This is a genomic window from Streptomyces sp. UG1, assembly GCF_049974585.1.
Classification (GTDB): Bacteria; Actinomycetota; Actinomycetes; order Streptomycetales; family Streptomycetaceae; genus Streptomyces.
Genome location: NZ_JBNGGG010000062.1, coordinates 1 through 12,613, shown reverse-complemented (window position 1 = coordinate 12,613; position 12,613 = coordinate 1). Strand labels below are relative to the sequence as shown.

General features: G+C 68.6%; 16 protein-coding genes. 4 read left to right on the top strand and 12 right to left on the bottom strand.

Annotated features, from left to right (window positions below; all coding sequences use genetic code 11):
* Window positions 1-12: 12 nt before the first annotated feature.
* From ACP4J3_RS45820 to ACP4J3_RS45800, 5 genes are all read right to left on the bottom strand, one after another.
* A complete protein-coding gene (locus ACP4J3_RS45820) occupies window positions 13-1,263 on the bottom strand; it encodes a phage major capsid protein (RefSeq protein WP_426543332.1) in 1,251 nt (416 codons plus the stop codon).
* A 167-nt stretch (window positions 1,264-1,430) separates the two neighbouring features.
* Window positions 1,431-2,306 carry an HK97 family phage prohead protease gene (locus tag ACP4J3_RS45815; RefSeq protein ID WP_426543330.1) on the bottom strand — a complete coding sequence of 292 codons (876 nt, stop codon included), beginning with the start codon at window positions 2,304-2,306 and terminating at the stop codon, window positions 1,431-1,433.
* 25 nt (window positions 2,307-2,331) lie between these two features.
* Window positions 2,332-3,006 (bottom strand): hypothetical protein, encoded by a 675-nt coding sequence (locus ACP4J3_RS45810; protein WP_426543328.1) that lies wholly within the window; start codon window positions 3,004-3,006, stop codon window positions 2,332-2,334.
* Window positions 3,007-3,009: 3 nt separating this feature from the next.
* Window positions 3,010-4,374, bottom strand: coding sequence for a phage portal protein (locus ACP4J3_RS45805; RefSeq protein WP_426543326.1), 1,365 nt, complete (start codon window positions 4,372-4,374; stop codon window positions 3,010-3,012).
* A gap of 1 nt (window position 4,375) precedes the next feature.
* Entirely contained in the window at window positions 4,376-4,753 is a 378-nt protein-coding gene (locus tag ACP4J3_RS45800) for a hypothetical protein (RefSeq protein WP_426543324.1), read from the bottom strand.
* A gap of 186 nt (window positions 4,754-4,939) precedes the next feature.
* On the opposite strand from ACP4J3_RS45800, the gene ACP4J3_RS45795 reads away from it, so the two are divergent.
* Entirely contained in the window at window positions 4,940-5,113 is a 174-nt protein-coding gene (locus ACP4J3_RS45795; RefSeq protein ID WP_426543322.1) for a hypothetical protein, read from the top strand.
* A 67-nt stretch (window positions 5,114-5,180) separates the two neighbouring features.
* On the opposite strand, the gene ACP4J3_RS45790 is transcribed toward ACP4J3_RS45795, so the two are convergent.
* The 5 genes from ACP4J3_RS45790 to ACP4J3_RS45770 form a co-directional block, all read right to left on the bottom strand.
* Window positions 5,181-6,899, bottom strand: coding sequence for a terminase large subunit (locus tag ACP4J3_RS45790; protein WP_426543320.1), 1,719 nt, complete (start codon window positions 6,897-6,899; stop codon window positions 5,181-5,183).
* 67 nt (window positions 6,900-6,966) lie between these two features.
* Entirely contained in the window at window positions 6,967-7,455 is a 489-nt protein-coding gene (locus tag ACP4J3_RS45785; RefSeq protein WP_426543318.1) for a phage terminase small subunit P27 family, read from the bottom strand.
* Between the two features lie 114 nt (window positions 7,456-7,569).
* Window positions 7,570-7,944: a holin gene (locus tag ACP4J3_RS45780; protein WP_426543316.1), complete on the bottom strand. Its 375-nt coding sequence runs from the start codon at window positions 7,942-7,944 to the stop codon at window positions 7,570-7,572.
* On the bottom strand, window positions 7,944-8,273 hold the full coding sequence (locus tag ACP4J3_RS45775) for a hypothetical protein (protein WP_426543314.1): 330 nt from the start codon (window positions 8,271-8,273) through the stop codon (window positions 7,944-7,946). The genes ACP4J3_RS45780 and ACP4J3_RS45775 overlap by 1 nt, the downstream gene beginning before the upstream one ends.
* A gap of 127 nt (window positions 8,274-8,400) precedes the next feature.
* A complete protein-coding gene (locus ACP4J3_RS45770) occupies window positions 8,401-8,622 on the bottom strand; it encodes a hypothetical protein (protein WP_426543312.1) in 222 nt (73 codons plus the stop codon).
* A 369-nt stretch (window positions 8,623-8,991) separates the two neighbouring features.
* Here ACP4J3_RS45770 and ACP4J3_RS45765 point away from each other — a divergent pair, with 369 nt between their 5' ends.
* On the top strand, window positions 8,992-9,210 hold the full coding sequence (locus ACP4J3_RS45765) for a hypothetical protein (RefSeq protein ID WP_426543310.1): 219 nt from the start codon (window positions 8,992-8,994) through the stop codon (window positions 9,208-9,210).
* Between the two features lie 46 nt (window positions 9,211-9,256).
* Here the strand turns inward: ACP4J3_RS45765 and ACP4J3_RS45760 are convergent, their stop codons facing one another.
* Window positions 9,257-9,475 (bottom strand): hypothetical protein, encoded by a 219-nt coding sequence (locus ACP4J3_RS45760; protein WP_426543308.1) that lies wholly within the window; start codon window positions 9,473-9,475, stop codon window positions 9,257-9,259.
* Window positions 9,476-10,233: 758 nt separating this feature from the next.
* Between ACP4J3_RS45760 and ACP4J3_RS45755 the strand changes: the two genes are divergently transcribed.
* On the top strand, window positions 10,234-11,163 hold the full coding sequence (locus tag ACP4J3_RS45755; RefSeq protein WP_426543306.1) for a hypothetical protein: 930 nt from the start codon (window positions 10,234-10,236) through the stop codon (window positions 11,161-11,163).
* A 206-nt stretch (window positions 11,164-11,369) separates the two neighbouring features.
* Here the strand turns inward: ACP4J3_RS45755 and ACP4J3_RS45750 are convergent, their stop codons facing one another.
* On the bottom strand, window positions 11,370-11,510 hold the full coding sequence (locus ACP4J3_RS45750) for a hypothetical protein (RefSeq protein ID WP_426543304.1): 141 nt from the start codon (window positions 11,508-11,510) through the stop codon (window positions 11,370-11,372).
* Between the two features lie 445 nt (window positions 11,511-11,955).
* Here ACP4J3_RS45750 and ACP4J3_RS45745 point away from each other — a divergent pair, with 445 nt between their 5' ends.
* Window positions 11,956-12,345 carry a hypothetical protein gene (locus tag ACP4J3_RS45745; protein ID WP_426543302.1) on the top strand — a complete coding sequence of 130 codons (390 nt, stop codon included), beginning with the start codon at window positions 11,956-11,958 and terminating at the stop codon, window positions 12,343-12,345.
* Window positions 12,346-12,613 lie beyond the last annotated feature (268 nt).

Sequence of the window (12,613 nt, the reverse complement as noted above, 5' to 3'; positions counted from 1 at the left end):
GCCGTTGGATGGTCAGAGCTGGTACCAGGCGAACGCCTTGGGGCGGATGACGTCTCCGCCGACCCGGTGCCGGAACAGCAGGCCGATCTTGCCCTCGTCGGCGTAGCGCTCTTCGAGCCGGGTCACGGTGATCCGGCGCCGGTCGGCGATCATGTAGCCCTGGCGGAAGTCGCCGAACATCACGGACTTGTCGGTGCCCGCGCCCACATCGTTCGTGGTGGTGATGGCGGGCAGGCCGTCCACGGTGTACCAGCGGTAGCCCATCAGGGTGCTGGGCTCGCCCTGCGCGGTGTTCGGCTGGAGCAGGTAGCGGCCGTCCGCGTCCTTCAGGAGTGCGATCTTCTCCTCGGCGGAGGTGTGGCCGATCCATGCGGCGTTCGCCGACTTGCGGAACTGTGCCGGGACCTGGAACGTGACCCGCTTCAGCTCGTCACCGGTGACGGTCTGCCCCGCCGCGGCGGCCACCCCCTGGGTGATGCCCGTGGCCTGTGCCACGCCACGCGGCTGGCCAGTACCGGTGCCGTTGGCGAACGCGTCGTCCTCCTGCTCGGCGAGCTTCAGGGACAGTGCCTCGCTGATGACCCCGGCGAGGTCTTCGTCGGAGTCCTCCAGCTCGTCCACGCCAATCTTCACGAGGGCGTTGAGGTCGTGGACGGAGATGGTGTCCTTGTCCGCGGGGTCGGCTGCCAGACCGTCGGCGGCGACGGTGCCGGTCTCCAGCTTGCCCCATCCGGCGGCGGCGATGTTGACCACGCCAACGTCGACCTTGTTCTTCGAGGTGGGGCGGATGAACGCGAGGTTGCGGATGACGGCCATGCGGGGCAGCTCGCGCAGGATGGTGCCCGCGAAGTCGGTCGGGATGAGGACCTCGCCCTGCGTGTCCTCGACCAGGGCCGCCTTCATCTCCGGCGCCATGCCCGCCCAGCCCTTGCGGACATAGGACATGAACGCCTTCTGCGCGGCTTCCTTGCGCTGCTTGTCGGTGGTGTAGACGCCGCCGATGTCGGCGACCGACATGCCGCCGGTCTCCTCCTCGCCGCCCATGTCGTGCTTGAAAACCGGCGCGGACAGGAAGTTGTCCAGGTCCGTGAGCCTGGCCTCGCGCTCGACCTGCTTCTTGCAGTCGCTGGCCTCGTTGAGCAGGAGGTCGATCTTCTTGGCGACCTCGGCCGGCATCTGCCGCTTCTCGGGGAACTCGTCGTTGAGGGCGCGGGCCTGCTCGATGCACTGCGCGGCCCGCACCAGGAGGGGATGGGCTCCCATGATGTCTCCAGACATGCGGAAGCCCCCGCATGCGGGGGCTCGAACAATCAGGTTGGGTGGCCTGGAGATCCGTCGCTGCTCGTCGCAGGCAGGTGCTGCTCCGGCCGTCCGACTGCTCGTCGCGTCGGTGCTTCGGCGTGGCTCGTCGCGCGCCGGTTGAGGGCGGGCTACTCGCGGAGCTGGCTGAGCTCGTCGGTCAGCTCGGCTTCGCGATTGCGGTCCTTGACCCACTGGTCGAGGACATCGAGGCGGGCTTCCATGCCCGCGCAGGTGACGGGGTCGGTCATCTCGTCCGGGTCGCGGCCCGCCAGGACGGCGTCCGCCCGGTACATCTTCAGCTTGAGGGAGTCAGCGCCCTCGTTTGTGTCGTCCGGCCCGTCGCCGTCGGAGCTGCCGTCCTTCGTGTCCTCGCCGGCCGGTGACGTGGCATCGTCCGTGGTGACGGGCTGCTCTCCGGGCGGGCTGTCAGCCGTCGCGTACGCGCGGATGGCCGCCTTCACCTCGCCTTCGTCGACGCCATTGGCGACTGCCCCAGCGATCACGAAGCCGATGGTGTGGTGCACCGCGGACTTGACCGTGTCGACCAGCGCCTCGGGGTTGGCCGGGAAAACCACGACGCTGCCCTCCCACAGCTTGACCTCCTTCAGGACCCGGACCATGCGGCCGTCGTCGTCCTCGCGGATGCCCCACTCCTTCGGCTCGTAGCCGATGGACATCGCCTTGAGGTGGCCGTCGAGCAGCTTCTGCCGGATGGCCTGCGCGTCGGGGTCGGCCGCGAACCTGGCCCTGATCCGGAGCCCCTTACTGTCTTCCTCGGCGTGCACGATCGTGCCGAGCACGTTGCGCACCGAGGCGTTGTGGTCAGCAAGCAGCGGGATGCCGTCCTTGTTGACCTTGTTCACGGTCTTCGCGAAGGCTCCCGGCTCGATCACGTCGCCCTGGAGGTCGGTGTTGCCGAAGGTCGACAGGTAGCCCTCCAGCGTGCCCGGCCCGTCGTCGGACGCCTTCCACTCGGCGGGCGCGATGAGCCTCTGAATGGTCATGGTCACCTCTCTGGCCCGTGGCGGGTCATGCCGCGTCGACGGTCATGGAGCAGTTGCAGTTGGAGCGCTCTTTGTCGTCCAGGCGCGAATCGCCGGGCCAGCGCGCGCCGTTGCTGAAGGTCTCGTTCATCGGCACGGCCTGGCCGTCGAGGCGGGCATGGCTGGCGCGGGGATTGCTGCCGGTCTTCCAGGTCTTCACCAGGTCGCGGCCGGACTGCTGTGCCGCCTCGCGGGTGCCGAAGCCCGTGGCGGCCGTTACCTCGGTCCGGGCGATCTGCGGTGCCCTGGCCTCAGCCATCGTGCTGAAGAGGTCGCGGACGTCACTCGCCGTGAGATCGGCGGCGAGGGCGTCGCGTACGGTGGCGCGGGTCCGGCCGTTGACCCCCGAGGCGACGCCGGAGGCGTGCGCGGCGATCCAGGCCAGCGTCACGTCCTGGTCGTAGCCGTCGGCGGCCAGGCCCAGCCCGGCGAGCACGGAGCGGCCCGCGGCCGTGGAGACGGCGAGCGCAATCGTCTCGACGACGGGAGCCAGGACACGGTTCCAGCGGGCCAGGCTGAACACGTCCGCCAGCGCCTTGCCACTGCTCTTGGGCTCGGGCCAGTTGGCCGCGATGGCAGCGCCCTGGGTGCGGAAGAACTCGGCGAGCGCCTTTTCTGCGTCCCGCAGGTGCGAGGCGGGGACCCGGGCCCGGACAGGCATGGCTCACACCCGGACCAGGTCGGCCAGCAGCCGCTTGGCGATCTCCTCGTCGGAGGCGTTCCCTTCGGGCTCGTCGTCGGTGACTGTCCCACCGGACGGCTGGTCCTCCGGGGTGCCGGTGGGCTCCTCGGCACCAGCGGCCGGGGTGCCGTCCGCGAGCGTGGGCATGACGCCGGCCGGGCGCAGGAACACGTCGCCGCCCTCGACCCGGGGCAGGCCGACGATGCGGCGGAAGTCGTTGATGGTGATGGCCCCGGCCCGCAGCGCGTTGTTGGCGCGCTCCCAGATCGCCTGCTCGGACTCCTTCAGGGCGAGCACCTGCGAGCGGTCCCACTTCACCGTGACCCGGCGGGGCACGATGAACGTGGAGTCATTCACCTCGGGCAGCAGCCTGCGCACGATCACGTCGCGGATCAGCCGCTGATCGGGCATGATCGTCTCTTCCCAGAACGACTGCCGTGCCTCGCGGTAGTTGGCGAACGTAGAGCGGTCGAGACCCACCTTGGCGCCGACCAGGATCGGCGGCACCCCGAACGACATGCAGATCCGCGACTCGGAGATGGTGCGCAAGTCAGGGAACTCCAACTGGTCCAGGTTGAGTCCGAGGACCTTGACGTCCATGCCGGTCTGGAGCACGGCGGGCTCGCCGCGGCGGGAGCCGCCGAACTTCTGCTTCCACTTCGTGGCCAGCCTGTTGCTGATCTCCTCGTCGACCTTGCGCTGCGTGGTGATGACCACGCCCGGCACAGCCCGGTTCTGCACGAGGTGGGTGACGAAGTCGGTCACCTCGTTGTCGAGAGCCACCGCGCGCACCGCCGGCCGCAGCGGCGGCTGACCGAGCAGCGGATCGACCGGATTGGGGTAGCGGAACGCGATCACGTCGGTGCCCAGGTCGACCATGCCGCCGCCGAGCAGGTAGCCGTAGCGGGTGCGCCCGTTGCGCTGGCGCAGCATGCGCACCAGGTCCGGACGCAGCGGCCACAGCTCCCGCGGCCTGTCCGCCCGGTCCCGCACGATCTCCCAGAACGAGATCCCCGCGAGGTTCATGTGCAGGACGGTCATCTGGAACATCTCGAACTCGCTGAGCAGCGGGTTCGGGTTCGCGATCAGCTCACGCAGCGGGTGGTTCTCGCGCGGCTCGCCGAGCCCGTCCGGCCCGTACACGCGCAGCGGTGCCTCGGGCAGAGAGGTCGCCTTCTCCATGATGCAGGCGTACACCAGCTCGTTCTTGCCGAACCCGGCGCTGGCATACGACAGGAAGTTCATGCCCGGGTAGACCGGCTCGTTCACGCCGAAACCCAGCGACGGGCCGAAGGCCAGGCCCTCGACCGCCTTGGACTCGCGGCGCGGTCCGGTCAGCCAGCCCACGTCACGCGTTCCAGCCGGTGAGGATGCCCAGCCCGATCAGCAGACCACCCGCGGTCACGGCCGCCCCGCCAACGCCGACAGACACGAGCACCCCCGCCGGGACGCTGGCGAGACCAGCAGCCATCGAGGTGACGGCGGTCGTACGACGCGGCGCCTGCGCGGCCCGCCCGGCACCCTCCCGCAGCCGTGCGGCGAGTTCCCGGGCTCTCACCACAGCGGCGTCCAGCGGCGCCTCCTGCGGGCCCCTCTCGCCCTCCCGACGCCCGCGGCGCGGCCCGCTGCCCCACAGCAGCACGCCCAGCGCCAGCAGCGCCCAGCCAGGCCCCGCCAGCACACCGATCCCGGCAGCCAGACAGGCGACAGCGGCAAGTCGGTGCATCACGACGCTCCTTCGGTAAGCAATCGAAGGGCCAGCGCCGCTGACGTTCAGCGTTCGACGCGGCCAGGAAGGGCGAGGATTCAAATTGAGGCGGTTATGCCTGCTATTTCCTGGTTAGCCTGGTTATTAGCCAGGTGATAGCTAAGCCCCTTCCTAGATCACCAGCGATGGAAGGAGGTGAAAAGCATGAGCAACACCGAACCCGAGCCTCTCGGGGTGGAGACGGGCACGGTTCCCGCCGAAGAGCCGGAGCAGCCCGCAGCCGAGGCGACGGAGGAAGCGGCTTCCGAGACCCCCGCAGCCGGTGAGGGTGAGACTGCCGCAGAAGAGGCGGAGCAGCCCCCAGCCGACACGTCCTGATCCCGGCCCCGCCACGACCCCGTGCTGTGGGCGGGGCCGTGGCCTCACCATCGGTCAGCTCAACCGGTCAGAAGATGTCGGCGGCTGCACCGCCTTCGTCGACGGCGAGTGATCCGTCGATGGCGAAGCACAGGGCCGGCATGCCGTCGATCCGCTTGCCGGACTTCTTGCGGTCGGGCTTGACGGGGCGCACGCGGTCCGGGTCGTCGGTGGGGTGCTTGGCTTCCAGGTTGTCGGCCATCCACCGTGCGACGGGGTTCGCGTAGTGCTTCAGCTCACCGGCCTTGAGCATCCGCATCAGCTCGGTCATCGGCGCGGTCATCCGCTCGTACGTCGTCCCGGACTCGATCATGTCCAGGCCGGTGCGGTCCTCGACCTCCTGCCGGACCGGCTCGCCGCACCACTTGTCGTACGTGACGTCGATGATGACGAAGTCGCCGTGATCCTCTTCGATCGCGTCGTACACCGTCTCGTAGTCGATGACGTTGCCGTCGGTCGCGGTCACCCAGCCGTCCGCTACCCACTGGCTGAACTTCCCGTTGGTGTGTTCGTCCAGGACCGGCACCACGGACTCCGGCACCCAGAACCGCCACAGCACGCTGCCGTCCGCGAACAGCAGCGCCCACGCCGTCATGTCGAACTTGCTGGACAGGTCGAGACCGGCCCAGCACTGCTCGCCCACCAGGCGCACCCGCACCCACTCGGGTGTCGCCGCGATCTCCCCCGCGTTGGCGTCCCACAGATCCATAGGGATGTACCGGGTGACCTGCTGCACCCGCACGTTGAGCTGGAACTGGAGGAACCCGTTCTCCTTGTGCGGGTCGCCGCGAGCCTCCAGCGCCTGGCGGCGCATCGCATCCCGGGACTTGAACTGATCCAGGCCCGGGTTGGGCCACTTCCAGTTCGCCTCGTCCCACGGATCCAGCGACACCGGCAGGTCCGGGTGCCCGGGGAAGACCCGGTGCAGGCGGTCCAACTCGTCCCGCGAGCGGGGCGCCTTGCGGACGTAGGCGAAGATGTGCGGCGCCCGCTTCGGGTCCTCCATGACCCGGTCGGCCTCGTCGATCAGATCGGCGCCGAACGACGCCGAGTCGTTCGTCTCCGTCGTGATCGCGAACAGCAGCTCCTGAAGCCGCGCACCCACCGCCGTCGTCAGCGCCTGCCACAGCGACCCGTCCGGCTGCGACAGCACCTCGTCCAGACAGAACCCGTGCGGGTTGTGACCCAGCTCGCCCTCAGCATCCGCCGTGATGATCTCGTAGTAGGAGGCAGTCTTCTCATCGATAAGACGGCGGGCGTTCTTGTTGTGCTTCAGCCGCTTCGTCAGCAGCGGCTGCAACTGCATCATCCGCAGCGCGGGCTCGAACACCTTCCCGGCCTGCTTGGTGTCGGCCGCCGCGCCGTACACCTCCGCGGACTCCTCGTCGTCACCGACCAGCAGGTACAGCAGCAGTCCGGCCGCCAGCTCGCTCTTGCCGTTCTTACGGGCGACGACGATGTACGCGATGCGGTAGCGGCGGACGTAACAGCCGTACTCCGCCGACCACAGGACCTCCCCGAACAGGGGCCGGACGATCTCGTGCTCCTGCCAGTCCTTCAGCACGAACGGCTTGCGCTTGTGCGGGCCCTTCGTGTGCACCAGCAGCTCGGCGAAGAACCGCACCACTCGATCGGCGCGCGGCTCGCAGTAGTGGGCCGCCTTCTTCTCGCATGTCTTGCCGCGGAAGGTGTAGCCGCAGGTACCGCCCCGCCGGTCCCTCGGCCGCCACCGGGCATCGTGGTCCACACGCCAGGTCCGCGGCCTGCGCGAGCCGCGCCCCGACGGCGGCCGGCGCCGCGCCGGCGCGCCCCGATCAGCCGGTGAGGAGGTCGTCCTTCGGGTCACCGGCGTCGCCTCCGATGCTCAGCGAGGCGCGGTCCGACGGCGTCAGCCCGAACCGGGCACCGTATCGGCCGAGGATCTCGGCGTAGTCCTTCAGCGCGGTCAGCGCCGGGTTCTTCACCCGGCCACGCGCGCCCGCCACCGTCAGCCCTTCCCGGACCACCTGCACCGCGGCCCGCCGGTAGCCGATCACGGCGTCGCAGAACACGGCGAACGCCTCCACGTCCCACGCCGTAAGCACCCGCTTGCGGATCAGGTCCGGGGCCAGGCTGCGCCACACGTCCAGCGCCGACCCCGTACCGTCCTCCGCCTCGACCTCCAAGTCGACCAGCCACGCGGGCGGCTCGATGTCCCCCTCGTCCGGCACAGGCTCCGCGTCGTTGATCCGGTCCGAGCGGTCACCGTGCAGCACCTTCAGCGCCGTCGGCTTGGACGGGCGGCCCTGCCCACCACGGCCCACGATCATCACCCCCGGGACAGAGTCGGGACTTTCGTCGGTGAGGGCTCCGCATCACCCCGGCGCTCCGGGAACGATCATCTGAGATCGTCGACCCCATCCCCCCTACCTGGAGGATCACTGGGGGCGGCGGTTCCATCCGCCGGGTTGGTGTCGGGCGGTCTCGCGCTTGTGGCAGGTGGAACAGAGGCCGCGCCCGTACTGTGGGTCGTTGGGGTCGAGGCCTTGGGCGATGAGCTGCTTGCGGGAGCGTGGCCAGTGGTCGGCGTCGGTGCTGGGCTCGACTCCGCAGATCACGCAGATCGGGTCACGGGCCAGGACCGGCTTGCGGAACAGCTCCCGGTGGTCGCGTCCGTAGCCCTGCTGGGTGGAGCTGGCTCGTGCTCGCTCGCCTGCTGCCTTGCGGCGCTTGGCGCACTGGGGTGAGCAGCTGCCGTCGGGCTTGCGGATCTGCCTACACCTGGGGCATCGAGAGCGTGCGCGCGTGGGCATCAGGGCTCGAAGACGACGAACTTGATGTCGGTGGTGGCGCCGTCGATCGGGATCTGCGTGCCGTACAGGGCGGTCGGGAACGAGCCGAAGGTGCGGGTCGCCGTGGCTGGGATGGACACCACCGTGTCGTCGACGGCCTTGCCGCCCACAGTGATCGGGGTCTGGAAGGTCACGTTCTGGGCGACGGTGGCATGCTCGTTGCGCACCCTGATCACGGTCTTGCCGGTGTTGGCGACCTGGTTGCCATTGACGGTGTCGGCGGTCGTCTCCGCGGGGTCGGCCACGCCGGCATCGGACAGCTTGGTCACGGGGATGGTCACGCGCGGCATGACACCGGCTCCTCTCGGCAGGGCGGTCAGGCAGGGCGGGCATGCGAAAGCCCGGCACTCTGGCCGGGCTGAGGGTGCACGAGGTGCAACGTACGTAATGAAGCGTGCGGTGCTGGTCAGCGGATTGTCAAGCAGCGCTGCCGTTGGGGCGTACGGCGTCGGCGATGTCAGCGAGGTCCCACCATGCCTGTGGATGGCCTGCGTTGCCGGTGGGCCGGTAGGTGGCCGGGGTGATGCCGCGCCTGCTGGCCCAGCCGCGGAAGGCGGCTGGGCTCGGCAGGCCGAGGCTGTAGGCGGCCATCACGGTGCTGACGAGCGGGCGCCCGTCGCGCCCCAGCGGTGTGCTCACGCCTCAATGGTGCCCCGCTAGGCGTGCGTTCGATCAGGTGTCGGCCTTGTCCGTTGAGTTGTACGGCGCGTGCAGCCACGGTGTCGGAATTGCGACGTGGTCAACCGCCGACCTTCCCAAGGGTGTTGGTCTCGCAACCGTCCGCGGCCCGGGTAACGCTCCAAGCACGCGGGGCGCTGTTGGAAGTGACCCCACGCCAAAGGGTCATGGAGCCCGCCCTCTGTGGAGGGGGCAGCGGGCGCCGACGTGCAGGGGCAGGCTGGTTCCCCCCGTGACGGGTCTGCCCCTGCACGTGCTTCTAACTCCTCGACTACCCGAGGACGGGGCTCCGGTTTGCGGATTCTCCGGAGCACAGGCAGTGTTCGCGCCATGCGCTACTACGTGATGAGTGGCCCACACCAGGGTGACACCGGAACGATGACCGAAGGTGTGGGCGAAATCCGGCTCCCGCACCCCAGCGTCCGGGGCCTTCATTGCCGGTACAAGGTGAACAGCACCGACGCGATGATCGAGACGCCCGGCTTCGAGCCGGGCGTGCGGTTGCACTATGCCGGAGACGTGCTCGGTGGGGACGCCCGGGGGGAATGACGGGCGGCCTGAGCGCCCAGGCACGGTGCAGCACCCTGCGCCATTCTCACCGCGTTGACGGCCATACTTCGGGTCCTCCGCCGTGCCACTCGATCAGGGGCGAGTCGATGACGTCGACCTCGTCCAAGCCCTCCAGTCCGGCCCGCTCCAGGAACACAGTCAGGTCGTGCAGGCTGTACGCGGTGCCCAGCGTCTCGCCGTCGACCTGGACACGCCGACCGCCTGTTTCGGTGGGTGGGGACACGATCACGCGACGTTCGGCCATGCCACCAGCCTCACCCGGCCCGCGTTCGCACGCACGCGAGAGAGGGCCGTCCGTGATGCCTTTGCTCTTCGCCGCGCCATTGGCGAAGGGCCGGGCTCTGCATAGCTGGCCCGCCTCGCCAGGTGGAGAGCGAGGCGGGCCCAGTGCCCTGATGCCGGGGTCTGGCGGGGCGAGGGACTCACCCTGGCACGAGAGGCGTGCGTGGCGAGGTATGCGCGGCCGTAGCGATCCTTCGGCGCGACGGGCGACTCACCTGTTCGGCCTCCGACTGGGCCAGGGTGTGACGAGCGGCAGTCGGCCCGGCCGTGCGCCCCCGGGCGAACACGGCGTAGGCGGGGAGCTGCACGGTTGCACTCATGCCCCGATCGTGCGCCGACGGCCTACGCCGTGCCCGTGCGGTTACGCCGAACGCCCCCAGGCTCCCTAGCTGGGGGCGTTCGCTGCTGGGCAACCGGCCAAGGTGCCTTACAGGCAGCTAAGCACGCGGGGCCGTGGCCTGCTCGCCGGGCGCGTCCTGAAGGGCGGCGGCGACTGCCTGAACGGTGATCGTGACGTCATCGGCCAGTCGCACCCCCGACCGGCCACGGGTCGGGGGTTTGACTGCATCGCAGTTGCTCTGACTGAGATGTCTCCAGCGGCAACCTATGCGCTCTCGCCCGTAAGGACCTGGGGGTCGCACTCGCGGGCCGGTGCGGCCAACACAGGATTCAGACCGACTGGGATCGTGTTGGTAAGGCCAGGTGCGGAAGGATGAAGGCATGCACCCTGAGTCCGAGATTCTGGCCCGTTGCGATCCGATCGTGTGGCAGATGAAGGCGTATGAACCGGAGGTGGTTGTCCACGGCGGCTGGCTGGAGTTGGAGGAGTTGGCGACCTCCTTGGGCTGCGAGATCCTGAACGACTGCGTGGAGATTTCCGGCTTCTGCGACAAGACGTTCGTCGAATGGCGGGTGTGTCTGCCCAGAGCCGAGCACGAACGCCGTGGCGCGGACGGCTACCCGCTGGCGATCGAAAAGATATGGCGGCACCTGAGCTACGAAGTGCCGCTGATGGAAGACGAATGGCGCATCGCCCCCCACGAGGGTGACACCGCGAGGATCGCTGCCGGGCAGAGGTTGCGTGCTGCATACGCCGATCTGCTCGATCCTCTCGAAAGCGCCCTCGAACCTCTGCGTATGGACGGCGCCGAGGAGCACGCACCGCGTGTGACGTTCTGGGGCGGTGAGGAGGGGCTCCAGGCCGGCGCTTGGGATCTGCGGCTGTGCCGGGACTATGAGGACTTCCCGGACTGGGTGGTGATCAGCGCCGGGGTCATGGTCGATGAGCGGCTGCGGGACTCGTTCGATGACCACTTCGGGTATCCGGACGCGTTTGATGTCGAGGTGTCGAGTTGGGCCGATGAGCAGGTGTGGGGCCACCCGCCCCTTGACCAGGGGAGCGTTCTCGATCCACGTCATCCGATATTGCTGCTGCCTCGTCCGTCCCAGCCGTTGTGGAGCGTCGCCCTCGCCCGGCCCAGCTTCTCCCTCCGCGCTGACAATCCACGTCGCAATCCCGTCATCCCCGGCGATTCCTTCACGGTCGATGTCTGCCATCAATGGACCGCTCTGGACCCCCAGAGCCTGGCCGAACGTGTCGAGCAGGACGTCCGCGTCTTGCTGCCTCGACTCCGAGGCCCCAATAACTGACTGCTACTGAACGTACGTACCAGTCTTCGAGGGATGCGAAGGTTGTGGTGTCCCCAACGCGTATCACCGTGGCCCGGGTCCGGACATGGTGCTTCAGACTCATATCTATCGCCCCCTTTGCGCGCGCGGTGTCGCGTGGGAGGGAAGGGGGCATGCACCCGATTCGGCCACAGCGGTAGGGGGGTGTGCGAGATCTGGCGCGGGTCTCAATCGGCCACGGGCTGTTCCGGGATCGCTGGTTCCGGCGGGGGCGGTTGCGGTGGCGGGAACATGTGGTCTTCGAGGGCGGCCATCGCGAACAGCATGAGGAACATCATCACCGGCACGAGCAGCGCTATCACGATCACGACGCCTCCCCGCAGAGCAGTGATCACAGCTGGCTCTTGGCGCAACCGGGTCATGCTCAGCGTGCGACCGAATGGGATACGCCGCACATCGAGACGAGGGCCCGGGTAGGCCGGTTGGGTGGCGGCTTATCTCGTGTGGATGCGGGGCCGAGCAGCGGAGGTGATCCTGACAGTGCTCACCCCTCCCGGTCTGGGTGCCCCCGCCGCAGGGGGGCACCCAGACCTTCTCGGTGGGCCGGGGCGACAGGGGCCGCTCTGTGGGCGTATGGAGCCCAAGGCTGACTGTGAACGGAGCGAGACGAGGCGCCGAGCATGACCGGAAACACCGGAGGACCGAAAAGGAACGATCGGAACCTTCTGCGCCGAATAGAAGCTGAAGAATCTGCTTGGCCGGAAAGCGCCTTCTGAGTTAATCGTTCCGCCACCAGATTCAAGCTCCATGAACATGACGAACCGAATCGCCACTGTCGGCGTGGCAGCTTCTGCCCTCGCCGCAACCACACTGGCCATGGCACCCACCGCCTCGGCGGACAGCTTCAACGGGTGCATCTATCCCCGTGTCTGCTTCTACCTCACCAACAGCGACTGGAACAACGCGGCGCCCACCGCTGCCTACCGGGACGTCACCAGCGGCTACCAGAACCTCGGCCCCCGAAGCCGAGGAGCGGACTGGGTCAACAACACCCGCAACGACGACCGCGCGTACCTCCGTTACATCGTCAACAGCACCGGCGCAACCGCGTACTTCTGCCTCCCACCGAACCACCACGTGAACTTCTCGTCCGCGTACACCGTGACCGGCATCCGCATCGACACGGCGGCCACCTGCCCGTAGGAAACGCCTCGCCCGGGGCGCCCATCTGTGCTGCGGCGCCCCGGGCTTCATGGTGGGCGGGGCGACAGGGACCCGCGTCGGGGCTGCGGGGGCCCGCCGGCGCATGCGACCACGGGCCGGTGACCGGTCTTCCCGTCCCTGCGCGTCACCCCTGTTGGGAGTCCTGTGCATTCGGTGTCCAGCGTACGCCCTGCGGCTAGGGCCTGTTGCGAAAGTGGATCTTGTTCGTTGATGATCACGTCCCGTGGGACGTGGGGATCTGACGAAC

Coding starts and splice junctions, on each gene's coding strand:
- ACP4J3_RS45745 (WP_426543302.1), top strand. CDS start 11,956: ATGACGAACCGAATCGCCACTGTCGGCGTGGCAGCTTCTGCCCTCGCC.
- ACP4J3_RS45760 (WP_426543308.1), bottom strand. CDS start 9,475: ATGGCCGAACGTCGCGTGATCGTGTCCCCACCCACCGAAACAGGCGGT.
- ACP4J3_RS45795 (WP_426543322.1), top strand. CDS start 4,940: ATGAGCAACACCGAACCCGAGCCTCTCGGGGTGGAGACGGGCACGGTT.
- ACP4J3_RS45815 (WP_426543330.1), bottom strand. CDS start 2,306: ATGACCATTCAGAGGCTCATCGCGCCCGCCGAGTGGAAGGCGTCCGAC.
- ACP4J3_RS45765 (WP_426543310.1), top strand. CDS start 8,992: ATGCGCTACTACGTGATGAGTGGCCCACACCAGGGTGACACCGGAACG.
- ACP4J3_RS45800 (WP_426543324.1), bottom strand. CDS start 4,753: ATGCACCGACTTGCCGCTGTCGCCTGTCTGGCTGCCGGGATCGGTGTG.
- ACP4J3_RS45810 (WP_426543328.1), bottom strand. CDS start 3,006: ATGCCTGTCCGGGCCCGGGTCCCCGCCTCGCACCTGCGGGACGCAGAA.
- ACP4J3_RS45820 (WP_426543332.1), bottom strand. CDS start 1,263: ATGGGAGCCCATCCCCTCCTGGTGCGGGCCGCGCAGTGCATCGAGCAG.
- ACP4J3_RS45755 (WP_426543306.1), top strand. CDS start 10,234: ATGCACCCTGAGTCCGAGATTCTGGCCCGTTGCGATCCGATCGTGTGG.
- ACP4J3_RS45780 (WP_426543316.1), bottom strand. CDS start 7,944: ATGCCCACGCGCGCACGCTCTCGATGCCCCAGGTGTAGGCAGATCCGC.
- ACP4J3_RS45775 (WP_426543314.1), bottom strand. CDS start 8,273: ATGCCGCGCGTGACCATCCCCGTGACCAAGCTGTCCGATGCCGGCGTG.